The sequence below is a fragment of the Flavihumibacter cheonanensis genome (assembly GCF_022352215.1).
Taxonomy (GTDB): domain Bacteria; phylum Bacteroidota; class Bacteroidia; order Chitinophagales; family Chitinophagaceae; genus Flavihumibacter; species Flavihumibacter cheonanensis.
The window spans coordinates 1,016,110-1,032,272 of sequence record NZ_JAKRWF010000002.1 but is presented as its reverse complement, the minus strand read 5'-3'; the positions used below and the strand labels follow the sequence as shown (position 1 = coordinate 1,032,272).

The following is a 16,163-nucleotide window of genomic DNA, read 5'->3' as shown; positions in this document are numbered from 1 at the left end:
AAATTAACAGAAAAGCAGGCATGGCATATCGAAAGTTTCGGGGAACAAAACTTTTTACCGGAAAATCCTGGGCTCCGCAGGATTCCGTACTCATCACCCAATCCAATGGGCAGGTTGAAGCAATCGTTTCAATTGCAGAGGCTGGTGATGATATTCAACCCGTAGATGGAATCATTTCCCCGGGATTTATAAATGCACACTGTCACCTGGAACTCAGTCATATGGCAGGAAAAATCCCACCTCAAACTGGCATGATCCCCTTTCTGCTGAACGTGATGAACCACCGACAGGCCGCCATTGAAGCCATCCAGGAAGCCAGCTATCAGACAGACCAGCAAATGCATTTGGAAGGCATCGTAGCCGTTGGTGATATCTGTAATACCCTGCATAGCCTGGAGACAAAAAAATCGAGCAGGCTGAACTACCACAGCTTTGTAGAAGTAAGTGGTTTCATTGGTGCCACAGCCCAAAACCGGTTTGAACAAGCCCGGACTGTTTGGGAAAAATTCCGTGAGATTGGTCCCGCCAGCATAACACCCCATGCGCCCTATTCTGTTTCACCTGAACTGTTTCAACTGATCAACGACTTTGATCCCGGTACCCTGCTTTCCATGCACAACCAGGAATCAGAAGCAGAGAATGATTTTTTTATCAGTGGCCAATCCCCCTTGCGGGATCTCTTCACCTCAATTGGAGTAAACATTGATTTCTTTCAAGCACCCGGCATCACCAGTCTGCAGGCCGTACTCCCCCATCTGAACAAGGCAGCGAAACTGATACTGGTACACAATGTTGTAACCAGTCCGGATGATCTTGCCTTCCTGCAACAGCAACCAATCAACGAAACTTTTTTTTGCGTTTGTCCGGGTGCCAACCAATACATCAATCAAAGTATGCCGCCCGGGTTCTTGTTAAAATCACAGCTTGATAAAATTGTAATCGGCACCGACAGCCTGGCTTCTAACTACCAGTTATCCATAACCGAAGAATTAAAACTTCTGGCAGGCTGCTATCCGGAAATTCCGTTGGAACACCTGCTTCAATGGGCTACCCTCAATGGAGCAAAGGCATTAAATATGGATAGTCATCTGGGAAGTTTTGAAAAAGGCAAAACACCAGGAGTGATTGCTTTGAACGACTGGAAGGTAACGCGGCTACTTTAACCCAATACTTCCTGCAATACCGCCATAGACCTCAGCTGCCCAAAATCACTGACATGAAGCGCATAGTACAATTCCAGTTGCTGTAACAGGTATCTTCGGGTACTCACGGGTAAATGAACCTGGCTTAATTCTTCCGGTTGCATAACACGTAAGAAGGTAGCTATTACTTCACTATTGAACCCCTCCAGGTAAAACGTATGTGTCGGATGCTGATTCAAAAACATACCCTCCTGAAGATCCAGTATAGTATGTGTTTCATCGTATTCATCTACCAGCCGGAATCCGAAAAAATTAGCGAGGTGCAAGGAGAAAAAAAGGGGATAGTTAGCAACCATTTTCGGACTCGCTTTATCCAGGTGCAATAATGCATCCTCCATGAAATAAAAGAGATCCGGGTTGGGCTCCGGTTGCTTAAGGCATTTCTGCAATAATTCTACCATATAGGTTGCCACCGCTCCCTTGAAAACATCAAAGAAAAGATGTTCATACAATACTGCCCAACGGTGCTCTTTAATGCGTTGCAGGTTTTTCTGTTCATTGTGATACACCACCAGGTCGAGTAAAGCCGTAGGCTGAAACAGGTTGGATTTGGTTCCTGCCTTTTTTGAAGAGGAACGTACGCCATTAACAATGTACGATTGCATACCAAACAATTCAGTAAAGATGGAAACAATCACGCTTGTTTCTCCATACTTTACTGTCCGTAACACAACTCCTTTGGTATGAAAATTCATAACTATTGTTGAATGAAAACAATTTTGGTAACTGCCTGCTCGGTTCTTCCATCATTACTGATCCAAACCGGATAAACTCCCGTTGCCACTTTCTTACCGTTCAGGTCTAACCCATTCCAGATAAACTGTCCGCCTAGTGCGCGTCCCTGGTAAATCAACCTGCCATTCAATTCAGTAATCTTCACCACTGCATTGTTCACCAGGCCACGAATGGCAATCGTTCCTGTATATCCGGGAGGAACTGGATTCGGATATACCAGTACGTTAGTATTGGTTCGGCCTCCTTCGGTTGCGGTTGACTGATAGCTCATTAACCCTTTTGCAGTTGATATCAATACTGCTCCGGTTGTAGGATCAATTGCAATCTTACGAATATCATTATCCGGCAAGGGGCTATTCGCGGTCGTAAATCTTAACAGGGTTTGTTCACCACCCGCACTGATCAGCCATGCGCCATTTTTTGTACCGATCCATTTTCTATTTGCTCCATCAACAGCAATAGTCTGAACAGCTTCTCCCTTAAAAAGGAAACCGGCAAAATTATCGGATTGCACAACCGGCAAAATTGCTTCGCAAGCATCCCCTGAAAAAACCTGGCTGGCACATTGTATGATTCCAATACCATCTGCGGTACCGATCCAGATAAAACCAAACTGATCCCGTGCAAGACTGAGCACTTCATTCGAAGGCAGATTACCATTTCCGGTACCTGCCTGGAAGAACCGCCATTGCTCATTCGTGGCATTCAGACAAAAGAGTCCATTTCCCGGAGAAGCAATCCATTTCTGATCCAGTTCATCTATAACGATCTCCTTTACCCGAAGTGAGGGATAAAAAAAGGGAATCTCAAATGACTGGTGGGTTCCATCCGGCCTTCTTACCACCAGCCCCCTTGCTGCTTCATCATTGCTGATCCAAAGTTGTCCGGCCGCATCCAATGCGAGTCCGCCTACTTTATACCCCTCTGGCTCCTGAACCGATTCTCCCAGCAATTCTTCCCGAAAAACCTGCAGGTTGCCTTCCCTTAACAGACCCAGTCCTGCATTCCTTGATCCCACCCAAAGTCCCCCGTCACCAGTTTCCAGTAATGGACCAATAGCTTCAAACGTGGATGATAGTTGCCAGTTTCCATCAAGAAAACGGCTTAAGCGATTTTCATTTGCCATCCACCAGCCTGAAGCTCCTGCCACCAGTCCGCCTGTTCCTATTCCAGCTGGTGAATTAGGATACAGTCGATCAACAAAATTACCATCATAATTTATCAGCCCGTTTAAGGAGTCGGCCACCCAATACTGTTCCTGAAAATAAACTGTTTGATAAGGCCATTGAATCAACGGATGAGTTAATGTAGTTTGAACCTGTCCGGTATTATTTATTAGCTGCACACGTGCAGCACCGTTAGTACGTTGGGCCAGTAATATTTCCGATGAACTGGTATCAACTTCCTGCCATTGCCAGTTGTCCTGGTAGATGGAATTGAAACCGCCTGCCTCCTCCTTAAAGAGTTGATTTCCGATTTGTACGTATAGCTCATTTCGCCATACCAACACCTTCTGTACTGCTCCGGCGGGCAATCCGCTCAAGAGGGTCCAGTTGCGAAAATCTGCGAGATTTGTTGCAGAACGGGAAGCCCGGTAAAGACCTTGCTCGCCAGCTGCATAATAATAGCCAGTGCTTGCCGCGATACTGTTTATTTTCGAATAGACTCCACCGTTAGCGATCAGATATACATCCCCGATTTCTGCTTTTTCGATATTCAATACAGCAATTCCAAAGCCGGTAGCCAGCAGGCAACGGTCATTTTCCTTCCAGATTGCATTCACTTTTTTATCTGCCGCAATATTGCTGAGTCGAAGGGTATTTACAGTTCTAGTTTTACCATCTTCCAGCAAATCGATCTGACCATTTGAGTACGCTATGATTGTCAGAGATCCATCGATGTAAATGGTTTCAATGCCCGATTCTGATAATCCATTGATCTTGGAAAAGCGGGAGAAGGTTTCGTTCTGGGGATCATATGTAAAGAGCGCCCATGGACTTGCCACAACCAGTTTACTATCGCCTGTACCCACCGCGATCGCGGATTGGTAGGATAAATGGTCCTGCCAGGTACCAATGGGTTGAGCAAAACAGGCAGTTGAAAGCAGGAAAATCAATACGAATACGAGGCAGCGGGAACGCATAAGAAGTCAAAGTTAACCGCTTCGGTCCGGCTTTTAACCGATTAATAGCTGTAAAATGGTTTTCTTTGCGTGCTATAATTGCAAAACCTCCTGTTCATGTGGCATCAACTGGGTTCTTTTGTATTGAAAAACAGATTGGTATTGATTCTGGTCCTGCTGCTGGCTACCGGCTTTATGGGATATCATGCCAGCAAGGTGGAAATGAGTTATGAATTCGCCAAGGCAATTCCCACCGATAATCCGAAATACCAGGCCTATATCGCATTTAAAAAACAGTTTGGAGAAGATGGCAACCTGGTAGTGGTTGGCATTCAAACCGATCAACTCTTTAGCCAACCGATATTTGAGTCCTATCGCCTCCTGCAGAAAGACCTGAAAAAAATCAGGGGGGTAGAAAACATCCTGGGTATTCCGGGTGCCGTGAACCTGGTGAAGGACCCCGTTTCAGAGCGCCTGCAATCGCAACGCATATTTCCCGATACCACAGTCAGCCAGGCAGAACTGGACAGCGCGCAGGCATTGTTCCGGAGTCTGCCATTTTATCGCGGACTTCTTTATAATCCGGAAACCAATAGCTGGTTGATGGCATTGGGCATGAACCGGGACTTGATGGCATCTCCGGCCCGGACAAAAATCATTGAGGATATTGTCAGCAGGGTAGATGCATTTGGTAAGGCGCATCAGTTGGACATTCATTATAGTGGATTGCCCCTCATACGTACCCAGATCGCTGACAGGATTGCGCGTGAAATGAAATGGCTGCTGATTGGATCACTTGCCTTATCTGCAGTAATACTATTGTTATTCTTCCGAAGTATCAGTGCCACCTTAATCTCCCTGGCAGTAGTAATTATGGGCGTAATCTGGAGTGTTGGGATTCAGGTTTTGATCGGATATAAAATTACCTTACTTACCGCGCTAATTCCACCGCTGATTGTGGTGATTGGAATACCGAATTGTATATACTTCCTCAACAAATACCATGTATCCTGGAATGAGACAGGCGTTCAAAAAGAAGCAATCCGGACCATGGTAGGAAAAATGGGGATTGTGACGCTGTTCTGCAATATCGCTGCTGCGATTGGCTTTGCAGTTTTTGCACTAACGCGAAGTGCGGTGCTGAAAGAATTTGGTGTGGTGGCAGGTATCAGCATCATGGTGATCTTTTTAATTTCTTTCATTTTCATTCCGGTGGTGCTGAGTTATCTGCCCGCACCCAAAAACAGGCATACGCGGTATCTGGAAAACAGGTGGCTGCAGGCTGTACTTGACCGACTGGAACGCTGGTCGCTCAATCACCGGAAGCTGATTTATGGCACCACCCTGGCTGTTACGATTGTTGCAGTATTGGGCATACTCCGACTTAAATCAGAAGGTTTTATTGTTGATGACCTTCCTAAAACAGACAGAATTTATACCGATCTGAAATTCTTTGAACAGAATTTCGGAGGTGTGATGCCACTAGAAATTGTAGTGGATACCAAAATCAAAAATGGCCTGCGCCGGCAGCCCTTGCAATTGTTTGAGCGGATTGATTCCTTATCAGGATTTATCAGCAGTTTACCGGAAATGGCAAGGCCATTATCGGTAGTGGAAGGAATGAAATTTGCGCGGCAGGCATATTATGATGGTGACAGCAGTAACTATGGTTTACCTAACAGTTTTGACATCAGTTTTCTGGCCGGCTACCTTAATATGAAAGGTTCGGAAGACAAGGGAGATCAGATGGGTCAGTTGGTGCGTTCCTTTATGGATGAGGATAAACAGATGACCCGTATCAGCGTGAATATGAAAGATGTGGGCAGTAAGCGATTGCCGGAAATCCTGAATGAAATACAGACCAAAACCGATCAGTATTTTGATACCAGTCAGTATCAGGTAACCCTGACCGGTAGTAGCATTACTTTTTTGGAGGGCAGTACATTTATCATCAACGGGTTAAAGGAAAGTATCTTCTGGGCTTTTCTGTTGATTGCGCTCTGTATGTTATACCTTTTCAAAAATGGCCGTATTCTATTATGTTCCCTGATCCCCAATGTAGTGCCTCTGATTATAACCGCCGGCATTATGGGCTGGGCGGGAGTGGCGCTGAAACCCTCCACTGTTTTGATTTTCAGTGTGGCATTGGGAATTGCCATTGATATCACCATACGCTTCCTGGTAAACTACAAACAGGAGCAGGGCGGATCTGAGAAAGAGCGCCAGCAGGTGGTGATCGAAACCATTCATTCTACGGGAATCAGTATTATCTATACATCCCTGGTGTTGATTGCAGGCTTTGTGATCTTCTGTTTCAGTGGATTTGGGGGTACCCAGGGATTGGGCTGGTTGACCTCCCTGACCCTTGTTATTGCAACCATAACCAACCTGGTACTGCTTCCTGCCCTGTTAATTGATCTTACAAAAGGGCGAAAAAAATCTTAAACAGATTAGAATTTTATTAGAAATTTCCAAAAGGAGACTCATTAAAAGAGTCTCCTTTTTTGTTTATTCAAATAAACAAACTGCTTTACAATTAGATATATATATAATTTTTTTTGTACTGTAAAATCTGGATCATTTACCAAAATTTTCTATTTCAAACCGTTTAACATGCATCATTTACCGTTCATCAATTGTCTTTATTTTTAACACTCTTTTAATTTCTAGTCAAAACTAAACGCACATGAGAAAATTCGTCCTGTTGTTATTGGGCATCATTATGCTCAATAGTCAACTATTGGCCCAGTCACGCACGGTGACCGGAAAAGTGACAGATGCAAGCGGCAATGCAGTAGCCAATGCATCTGTTTTGGTTAAAGGAACTTCGGTAGGTACTACAACCGGAGAAGATGGTACTTTTTCATTAACGCTCCCTCCTAATGCAAAGGTATTGGTGTTTTCGGCCATTGGAAGCCAATCTCAGGAAATCACTATTGGTAACCGGGGTTTATTCAACATTTCACTTTCTACAGAAGATAGAGATTTGCAGGAAGTGGTTGTTGTGGGTTACGGAACCGCAATTAAAAGAAAAGAAGTAACCGGAAACATTGCCAATGTGAAAGGAGACGCTGTTGCCAACCGTCCTGTTCAAAGCTTCGACCAGGCATTAGGCGGAAGAGCTCCAGGTTTACAGGTTGTGATTCCAAGTGGGGTTTTGAACGCACCACCGGTTTTCCGGGTTCGTGGTACAAACTCCATCTCTCTTTCTTCACAGCCATTGATTGTTATTGATGGTATTCCGGTTTATTCAGGAGATGCCAGTTCAACTTCTGCAGCAGGTAATGCCTTGGCTTCGCTGAACCCAAATGACATTGAAAGCATTGATATCGCAAAAGATGCGGCGGCTTCGGCTATTTATGGATCAAGAGCTGCGAATGGAGTAATCTTTGTAACAACCAAAAAAGGAAAATCTGGTCGCCCCAAAGTAAATCTTGACAGCTGGGTTGGTTGGAGTAAAGTGCAGCGCTTACCAGAACTACTGGATGCGTTTCAGTATACTGAATACAAGAACCAGTCCTTAACAAATGCCGGATTGTTTTCAGCTACCAACCAATTTGCATTAACAGAAGGACCAGATGGTCAGCCAATTAATACAAACTGGTATGATTATGTATACCGCACTGGGTTTTCTCATAACAATTCCCTGAGTATGTCAGGCGGAAATGAGTCTACCAAATATTATACTTCAATAGCTTATACCGAACAAGAAGGTATCATTCAGCGAAATGATTTTAAGCGCATGTCAGCTTTGATGAATGTTGATCATAAAGTTAATAAAGCCATCTCAGTTGGTACTAAAATTCAATTCTCCAATGAAAAGAACCTTTCTGCTGTGAGTTCGGGTTCATTAGGGGACGCATTCGCAACAGCAGGTCTTGGTCGCGTGCCTTTGATTACTGCACCGAATGTTTCTCCTTATAACAATGATGGAACCTATAACTATTCAGGTGCCCTTATTGGTGTAATGAATAATAAAGTTGGACAGGTAGGATTTAACAACCCAGTGATTCAGCTGGATCAGAACAGAGGTAATTCAGAGGTTAACCGTCTATTGGGAAATGCTTATGTTCAAATCAAACCAGTTAAAGGTGTAACCTTCCGTTCACAATACAATATTGATTATTTGTATGTAGACAATGAAACCTACTGGTCTCCTATCTCGGGTGAGGGTTTTTCAAACGGAGGTAGTGCTACATCTGTATATAATCAGAATAAACGTTGGGTATGGTCCAACACACTCCAATATGATCAGACTGTAGGAGAAAATCATAACTTCAGTGCTCTTGTTGGAACCGAGCAGCAAAAGAGTGATAACAAAAGTTACGGTCTGAACCGGATTGGTGCTAACGATCCAGACTTCATTAACATCCAGGGAGGTTGGAGAACACCGAATGCTTCCGGATTGGGTATTGGCGAAAGTTATCTGTTATCCTATTTCGGAAGACTGACCTACAACTTCGCTAACAAATACTACCTGGCTGCAAACCTCCGTAGAGATGGAGCTTCTCAGTTGGGACAAAATAACAAATGGGGTAACTTCTGGGGAGTATCTGCTGGATGGGACGTAAACAATGAGAAATTCTTCGAAGATGCGGGATTGAATAAAATTTTCAGCAGTCTGAGAATCAGGGGTAGTTATGGTAAGGTTGGTAATATTGACGGACTTGGTCAATATGCTTCACTTTCTACTTTTGGATCAGGTCTTTATGGTGGGAATGGTACACTTGTATTTAATCAGGCAGGAAACCCCAACCTGGGTTGGGAATCCAGTACCAAAACAGATATCGGTATTAATTTTGGATTGCTGAATGACCGGATTACAGGTGAAGTAACGTACTACAAAAATGATGTAGACGGGTTGATTTTGAACGTTCCAACACCACCTTCAGCAGGTTTGCCCAGTAATATTCCAACAAACGTTGGAACTATGTACAACAAAGGAGTTGAAATTGCTTTGAATTTTGTTCCGGTTCAGAAAAAGGATTTCACCTGGACAGCTAATTTCAATATAACCTTCAACAAAAACGAGGTTACCTCTCTTGCTCCAGGTTTAACCAATATTATTGCTGCAACCGGCGGACTTGAGTCGCCCAGTATCACTGTTGTAGGTGAATCGCTGGGTATGTTATTCGTTACACGTACTGCTGGTGTTGATCCAGCAACCGGTCGCCGGATTTTTATCAATAAGGACGGTGATCGTGTATTGTTCCAGCATGTAATACCTGCAGGAACAACAGGTTTCCGGTTTGAGTATGAGGATGGAACAGCTGCTCCAACCATTAGCTCTGCAGATGCTGTTGTTTACAAAAACACACTCCCCAAGTTTTTTGGTGGTTTTGATAACACCTTCCGTTATAAAAATTTTGAACTGAATACACTCTTCACCTTCCAGGGAGGAAACTATGTGTATTGGGGTACGTATGCAGGATTACGTGATCAGCGTTTCTGGAACAACTCAACTGATGTTTTGAGAGCCTGGACAAAATCCGGTGATGTAACAGATATGCCTAAGTCTTACTTTGGAGATAACGTTTCAAACGGATCAGCATTCCCTCTTGACATTAATGTATTCAAAGGTGATTTTATCAAGTTAAGAACACTCACACTTGCTTACAATTTGCCAATGGCAGTTACCAGTCGGGTTAAAATTAACAATCTGCGCTTCTATGTAGCAGGAAATAACCTTTGGATAGGTACACAATATCCTGGTCCAGATCCTGAAGTTTCATCCAACGGTACCGGCAACATCAACCAGGGTATAGACAGAAATACTGTAGGTAACCAGCGTGGAGTAATCGTAGGAATGAACGTAGGATTCTAACCCAAAATCTAACAAGAAAATGAAAAAGAAATTATTATACGCGGCCATTGCAATTGGTGTAATTCAATTGGCCGGATGTAAAAAAGAAGATCTTGAACCCGTTCCAACCAACGTAGTATCTGATTTATCTGCATTTGATAGCGAGGTTCGGATTGTCGGCCAGGTAAACGCCATTTATGCAACTATCAAGAACGCAGGAATGTATGGAGGTCGCTACCAAATTTTTAATGATATACGTGGTGGAGACTTTCAAAACGACAGAACTAACGTTGTAACAGGGTTTGATGTTTGGAATTACACACCAAGTAATAGTTCAAGTAATTCCGTTCAAGCTGTTTGGTCACGTGCTTATTACGCGATTAACCTGGCTAACGTCTTCCTGGCGGGTATGGATACAAAGGGAGCCAGTGTGGTGGGTGATGCCAAAGCGAATAACTTTAGAGCTGAAGCCCGCTTTGTTCGTGCGATGTCTTACTATGCATTATTGCAGTTGTATGCCCGCCCGTTTTGGGATGGAAATGGAAGTAAGCCAGGAGTACCATTGCGTTTGACGCCCAATACTGGTTCCGGAAATTATGATCTGGCTAGAAGTACGGTAGCAGAAGTTTATACTCAAATATTGGCTGATCTGGATTATGCAGAACAAAATCTTCCGACCAATTATACCACCGCAGCTTTGAATACAACAAGGGCGCACAAGAACACAGCAATCGCGTTCAAGACTCGCGTTTATCTTGCAATGCAACGTTATTCAGATGTAATCACGGAAGCAAATAAGATTGTAAGTGCAGCTGCTCCCTTTACAGCTCCTAGTGGTGTGGCACATGCACTACAGGCGAATGTTGCAACGCTGTATTCAAACTATACAACAACTGAATCCATTCTATCCATGCCCTTCAGTGATGTAGAAGCTCCGGGCACACAGAACCAGTTGGGTTACTATTATGGTTCTGCAGCCATGAACGGAGGAAATGGAGAATACTCTCTGTTATCTACCGGAATTATTTCCAATACCGGCTGGAAAGATACCGATGCGCGCAGAGCCCTGATTGTAACATCCGGTGGTAAGCAATACCTGAATAAATACCCTAAAGCGGCTCCTTTTACCGATTGGGCTCCTGTTATCCGTTATCCGGAGGTATTATTGAGTTTGGCAGAAGCCATTACCAGGAGCACAAACACTGTAGATGCCCGCGCTATTGCTTTGCTGAATGCGGTTCGCCAGCGCTCTGACGCAACTACCACCTTTGTAGCAGGAGATTTTGCTACATCTGAAGATCTGGCAAATGCCATCCTGACGGAAAGAAGAATTGAATTTCTCGGTGAAGGGCTAGCTGGACAGGATATTACCAGGTTAGGACTGGCACTTCCTGCAAAACCCGGGGTTAGTGCAGTTCAGCCAACCCAACAGGAATATATCTGGCCAATTTCTTCAACAGAACTATTATTGAATAGCCTGTGTGAAGACAATTAACGTAATTTTTTTATCTGTAAAAGAGGCTGTATCAATCGAGCAGCCTCTTTTTTTTGACCATTCTTTAATTCGACCAGTATTATTAGTATCATTCTTTGGTTTGTTTAGCGAAATAATCAATGGTATATATTTTAATTAAACGCGCATTAATTTTATTTTTACCCCTTTTTTATCAACTTTTACCTGCGTATATTGTTAAGCTCTTGATAAGAACCCCATCCTCGAAAAAATAAGGCATGTTCCTTACCGTAAAATCCAATTTCTGAACTGGTAGCTTGTTTATTTTTTAACCAAACACATACACTGATGAGAAAATTGCTATGCGCGCTTCTATGCGTGCTCGTAGTGATGAGCAATGCTTTTGCTCAGTCCCGTACACTTACGGGCAGAATCACGGATGCAACAGGTGCCCCTGTGGCAAATGCATCCATCCTCGTGAAAGGTACCAGCATCGGTACCACCACCAATGACAACGGCTCCTTCAGCCTGAATGTTCCCGAAACAGCTAAAGTATTGGTATTTTCTGCTGTGGGTTATGAATCCATAGAACAGCGTATCGGAAGTTCGAATGTATTCAACATCTCTTTTACTTCCCTGGATCAGAAACTTCAGGAAGTAGTTGTCGTGGCCTATGGTACCCAGAAAAAGCCGGAAATTACCGGTGCTATTAATACCATAAAAGGTGATGAAGTAGCAAACAGGCCATTTACTTCCGTAGACCGTGCTTTGCAGGGTGCTATACCCGGTCTGCAATCCGTTCAGGGAAGTGGTAACCCTGGTTCTATTCAGCAGATCCGGATTCGTGGTATTGGTTCAATTAATGCAAGTGCTGCTCCCCTTTGGGTTATTGATGGTAACCCGATTAATACTGGTGATCTCAGCCGTCTGACCACTTCTTCCAATGCATTGAACAGTCTGAACCCGAATGACATTGAAAGTATTTCCGTATTAAAAGATGCCTCTGCCGCTTCCATTTATGGATCGCGGGCTGCGAATGGGGTAATCCTTATTACTACCAAAAAAGGAAAAGCAGGGAAAACCAAATTCAATGTTGATCTGGAAGCAGGTACCAGCGATATTGCATACCAGAATGAAAAATACAAACCATTAAATGCTAGCCAGTACTTTGATCTTACCCGTGAAGGGTTGATCAACTTTGGTATTGCTCCAGCCAACGTAGATGGTGTAATGACAGCCAACTTCGGATTTGGAAACGGGGTAGATTTTAACTGGCTGGACAATGTAACAAGGAGAGCAGATCAGCAGCAGGTTAACCTGAGTGCTAGCGGCGGTAATGATCGTACCAGCTTCTTTGTTTCAGGTGGTTATTTCCGCCAGCAAGGACTTACTGTACAGTCTGATTTTAAGCGTTATACCGGTAATGCCACAATTACCAATAAAGCGACAGAGAAACTGAAATTCACTCTCAATACCAGCGCGGCATATATCAATCAAAATGCACCGCTGAATGGTGGAGCATTTGGTAACCCGATTCTGAGTTCTTATTTCCTGCTGCCGTCGAGAGCGGCCAGAAAAGAAGACGGCAGCTTGAATATTACCGCACCAGATTTTGGTCCAGGTGCATTGCACAACACCATAGCAACTGCTGAATTGGACAAAAGAAACCTGAATCAGTTCTCTCTCCGTTCCAACCTGATGGCCGAATACCAGATTCTCAAAAATCTGAAATTTACCAGCCGTGGAGGTATTGACTACAATATTCTGGAAGAAGATCAGTATAATAACCCCTTCCATGGAGATGGATTCAATGTTAATGGTCGCGCGTTCAGTCGTTATACACGTTATTCCAACCTCAGTATAACCAACTACCTTGATTATAAGCAGAACCTGAATAAGGATGAGGACTTCTATCTGGACTTCAAACTTGGTTATGAAGCCCAAAAATCAAAAGGATATTTCACGAACGTACAAAGTCAGGGCTTCCCGCCAACATCTGACCTGATTGTTGCTTCAGTTGGTGCAACTCCTATTGCTGCACAACAAGATGCTTCTGATTATGCATTTAATTCCGTATTCTCTGTAATGAACGTGAATTACAAAGATCGTTATGTGATAAGTGCAAGTGGTCGTCGCGATGGATCATCCCGCTTTGGTCCCAATAATCGTTTTGGTAATTTCTGGAGCCTTGGATTCAGCTGGAACGTTGATCAGGAAGCTTTCATGAAAAATGTGGATTTCATAAGCCAGTTAAAACTCCGTGCCTCTTATGGTGTGAATGGTAACGCTGGTATTGGTAACTACGATTGGAGACCAACCTATGGATTTGGAGTGAACTATAACCAATTGCCAGGTAGTGCACCCAATAACCCGGGTAACCTGGACCTGACATGGGAATTGAACAAACCACTGAACATCGGATTAGACTTCGGTGTGTTTAATAACAGAATTTCAGGTAGTGTAGACTATTATGTAAGAAAGACTTCAAATCTTTTGTTGAATGAACCGACTTCCTTAACAACCGGTTTTGGCGGGGTAACTAAGAACATCGGTGCTATGGAAAACAAAGGTGTGGAAGTAACACTGAATGCAATACCGGTGCAAAGTCGCAACTTCAACTGGAATGTGAACTTCAACTTTGCAACCAACAAAAACAGAATCACTGCACTGGTTAATGATGCAGATATCGTAACTGGCGTATTTATTCGCCGAGTTGGATATGATTTCCAGACTTTTTATGTTCGTCAGTATGCCGGTGTAGATCCCGCTAATGGTGACCCGCTATGGTATGTAGATGATACAAAGGGAGAAACAACCAATAACTGGAATACTGCACTGCGTACTGCTGATTATGGATCGGCAACTCCGAAAATGTTTGGTGCTTTCACCAATACGTTCAATTTCAAGGGAATTTCTTTGGAAGCTCAGTTTTACTACAATTTCGGAAACTACGTTCGGGACACATGGGGTGGTTTCTATATGGGTAGTGGTAACGGTGGTGCGTTTAACAAAGTGGTTCGCCAATTGGATCGCTGGCAGCAGCCTGGTGATGTTACAGATGTTCCAAGATATGTATTTAATGGTAACAGACTAGCTCAGAACTTCTCTACTTTCTATCTTGCAAAAGGCGACTTCATTCGCCTCAGAAATATTCAGTTGGGGTATACTATTCCGAAATCAGTTACAGATCGTCTGAAAATGAACAGTATCTTCTTTTATGCAAGGGGTACAAATCTTTGGACATGGGTAAAGGACGAGAACATGCCGTTTGATCCGGAAGCAGGTGTTTCCAGTGAAACCAACCTGGAAGTATTCATCCCCAAAACCGTAACTGTTGGATTAAATATTGGCTTCTAATCACAAAAACACAGGTTATGAAAATTATAAAAACAAATCATATAGTCATTGCAATGGCACTAGGGGTGGCTGTTACCACATTTAGTTCCTGTAAAAAAGAATTCCTGGATCTGGAACCCTACACTTCTTTACCAGCTGCTTCCGCAATCACTACCGAAGCTGATATGCAGGTAGCACTGAGAGGAACGTATGCAGGTATGAGAGGAGTAGACATTTTTGGTCGCTCTGGTCCTGTATTAGGTGATCTGTTGGGTGACAACGTGTACCAGTCTGTTCAAAACAGCAACCGTTATACTTTGTATAATCGCTTTGAACAACCTGTTACAGATGGAAACGCCGATGGGATGTGGGCTCAATCCTATTCGGTTATTTTGCGTGCCAATAATATCATCGCATCAGCTCCAACCGGAACTCCTGCAATTGATCAGTATCGTGGGGAAGCACATGCAATCCGGGCGCTGATGTATTTCAACCTGGTGCGCTTTTTCGCAAAGCCTTATACAGATGATCCAGGTGCTCTGGGGGTTCCTCTAGTGACTTCCTATGATATCAACTCCAAACCCGGCAGAAATACCGTGGGCGAAGTTTATACTCAGATTCTGAGTGATCTATCTGAAGCCTATAACAAGATGACGCTTTCACCTGGTTCTTTGCAGTTTAGCAAATATGCTGCAAAAGCATTGGAAGCAAAAGTTCATCTTACAATGGGTAATATGGCTGCCGCACGTACTGCTGCACTGGATGTTATCAATAATAGCGGATATAGTGTTGTTACTGCTGCGAATTATATTGCATATTGGAGAAACCCAGCCCCTTTGGCAGGTACCAATAAAACAGAAACGCTGTTTGAAGTAACAATGGATGCAGTTGGAAATCTTGCTTTTGATGCGCTTGGCTATATCTATAATCAACAAGGTTACGGAGATATGCTACTAGCAGATGATCTGTATGCACTATTCACTGATACAGATGTACGGAAAGGTTTATACAGTGCTGGAACCCGCGGTGGTTTACCTGCTGTTTTCGTAAATAAGTACACCAATATTCAAACTGACCGCGATGATACCAAAGTTTTGCGTATGAGTGAAGTTTATCTCATTGCAGCTGAAGCTTCTCTTTCCACAAACGAAACAGAGGCAAGAGATTTCCTGAATTTCATTGCAACCCGTCGTGATCCAAGCTTCACCGGATATACTTCAACAGGAGCTGCATTGCTGGAAGATATTCTGACCGAACGCCGTAAAGAATTAGCTACGGAAGGAGATCGTTTTCATGATCTGAACCGACTGAAAAGACCAATTGTACGGAGTGCTAATTTTCCTGCAAATGCACGTAACATTCCTTATCCCTTTGATAAGCGTCTGTTGCCTATTCCACAGAGAGAAACGGATGCGAATCCAAATATTAAGTCTCAGCAGAATCCAGGTTATTAATAATTGGGGGAAATAAAAAAGGCGGCTCTAAAAAGGCCGCCTTTTTTATTATTCCGAA

Annotated in this window: 8 protein-coding genes; 6 read left to right on the top strand and 2 right to left on the bottom strand. The window is 43.6% G+C overall.

Annotation, left to right across the window (positions count from 1 at the left end):
* Nucleotides 1–20: 20 nt before the first annotated feature.
* Nucleotides 21–1,163: an amidohydrolase family protein gene (locus MD536_RS13745; RefSeq protein ID WP_239601102.1), complete on the top strand. Its 1,143-nt coding sequence runs from the start codon at nucleotides 21–23 to the stop codon at nucleotides 1,161–1,163.
* On the opposite strand, the gene recO is transcribed toward MD536_RS13745, so the two are convergent.
* Both recO and porZ read right to left on the bottom strand, forming a co-directional pair.
* The gene (recO, locus tag MD536_RS13740) at nucleotides 1,160–1,897 is read right to left on the bottom strand and encodes a DNA repair protein RecO (protein WP_239601100.1); all 738 of its coding nucleotides are present in this window, start codon (nucleotides 1,895–1,897) and stop codon (nucleotides 1,160–1,162) included. The two genes, MD536_RS13745 and recO, sit on opposite strands and share 4 nt — an antisense overlap.
* 2 nt (nucleotides 1,898–1,899) lie before the next feature.
* Nucleotides 1,900–4,080, bottom strand: coding sequence for a type IX secretion system anionic LPS delivery protein PorZ (porZ, locus tag MD536_RS13735; protein WP_239601098.1), 2,181 nt, complete (start codon nucleotides 4,078–4,080; stop codon nucleotides 1,900–1,902).
* 96 nt (nucleotides 4,081–4,176) lie between these two features.
* On the opposite strand from porZ, the gene MD536_RS13730 reads away from it, so the two are divergent.
* From MD536_RS13730 to MD536_RS13710, 5 genes are all read left to right on the top strand, one after another.
* Complete coding sequence (locus MD536_RS13730; RefSeq protein ID WP_239601096.1) at nucleotides 4,177–6,504, top strand: efflux RND transporter permease subunit; 2,328 nt, start codon at nucleotides 4,177–4,179, stop codon at nucleotides 6,502–6,504.
* A gap of 241 nt (nucleotides 6,505–6,745) precedes the next feature.
* Nucleotides 6,746–9,883, top strand: coding sequence for a SusC/RagA family TonB-linked outer membrane protein (locus MD536_RS13725; RefSeq protein WP_239601094.1), 3,138 nt, complete (start codon nucleotides 6,746–6,748; stop codon nucleotides 9,881–9,883).
* 19 nt (nucleotides 9,884–9,902) lie between these two features.
* Nucleotides 9,903–11,357 carry a RagB/SusD family nutrient uptake outer membrane protein gene (locus MD536_RS13720; protein ID WP_239601088.1) on the top strand — a complete coding sequence of 485 codons (1,455 nt, stop codon included), beginning with the start codon at nucleotides 9,903–9,905 and terminating at the stop codon, nucleotides 11,355–11,357.
* Between the two features lie 306 nt (nucleotides 11,358–11,663).
* The gene (locus tag MD536_RS13715; protein ID WP_239601083.1) at nucleotides 11,664–14,672 is read left to right on the top strand and encodes a SusC/RagA family TonB-linked outer membrane protein; all 3,009 of its coding nucleotides are present in this window, start codon (nucleotides 11,664–11,666) and stop codon (nucleotides 14,670–14,672) included.
* Nucleotides 14,673–14,689: 17 nt separating this feature from the next.
* Nucleotides 14,690–16,105, top strand: coding sequence for a RagB/SusD family nutrient uptake outer membrane protein (locus MD536_RS13710; protein WP_239601064.1), 1,416 nt, complete (start codon nucleotides 14,690–14,692; stop codon nucleotides 16,103–16,105).
* The last annotated feature ends 58 nt before the right edge of the window (nucleotides 16,106–16,163 follow it).

Coding starts and splice junctions, on each gene's coding strand:
- MD536_RS13720 (WP_239601088.1), top strand. CDS start 9,903: ATGAAAAAGAAATTATTATACGCGGCCATTGCAATTGGTGTAATTCAA.
- MD536_RS13715 (WP_239601083.1), top strand. CDS start 11,664: ATGAGAAAATTGCTATGCGCGCTTCTATGCGTGCTCGTAGTGATGAGC.
- MD536_RS13725 (WP_239601094.1), top strand. CDS start 6,746: ATGAGAAAATTCGTCCTGTTGTTATTGGGCATCATTATGCTCAATAGT.
- MD536_RS13745 (WP_239601102.1), top strand. CDS start 21: ATGGCATATCGAAAGTTTCGGGGAACAAAACTTTTTACCGGAAAATCC.
- recO (WP_239601100.1), bottom strand. CDS start 1,897: ATGAATTTTCATACCAAAGGAGTTGTGTTACGGACAGTAAAGTATGGA.
- MD536_RS13730 (WP_239601096.1), top strand. CDS start 4,177: ATGTGGCATCAACTGGGTTCTTTTGTATTGAAAAACAGATTGGTATTG.
- porZ (WP_239601098.1), bottom strand. CDS start 4,080: ATGCGTTCCCGCTGCCTCGTATTCGTATTGATTTTCCTGCTTTCAACT.
- MD536_RS13710 (WP_239601064.1), top strand. CDS start 14,690: ATGAAAATTATAAAAACAAATCATATAGTCATTGCAATGGCACTAGGG.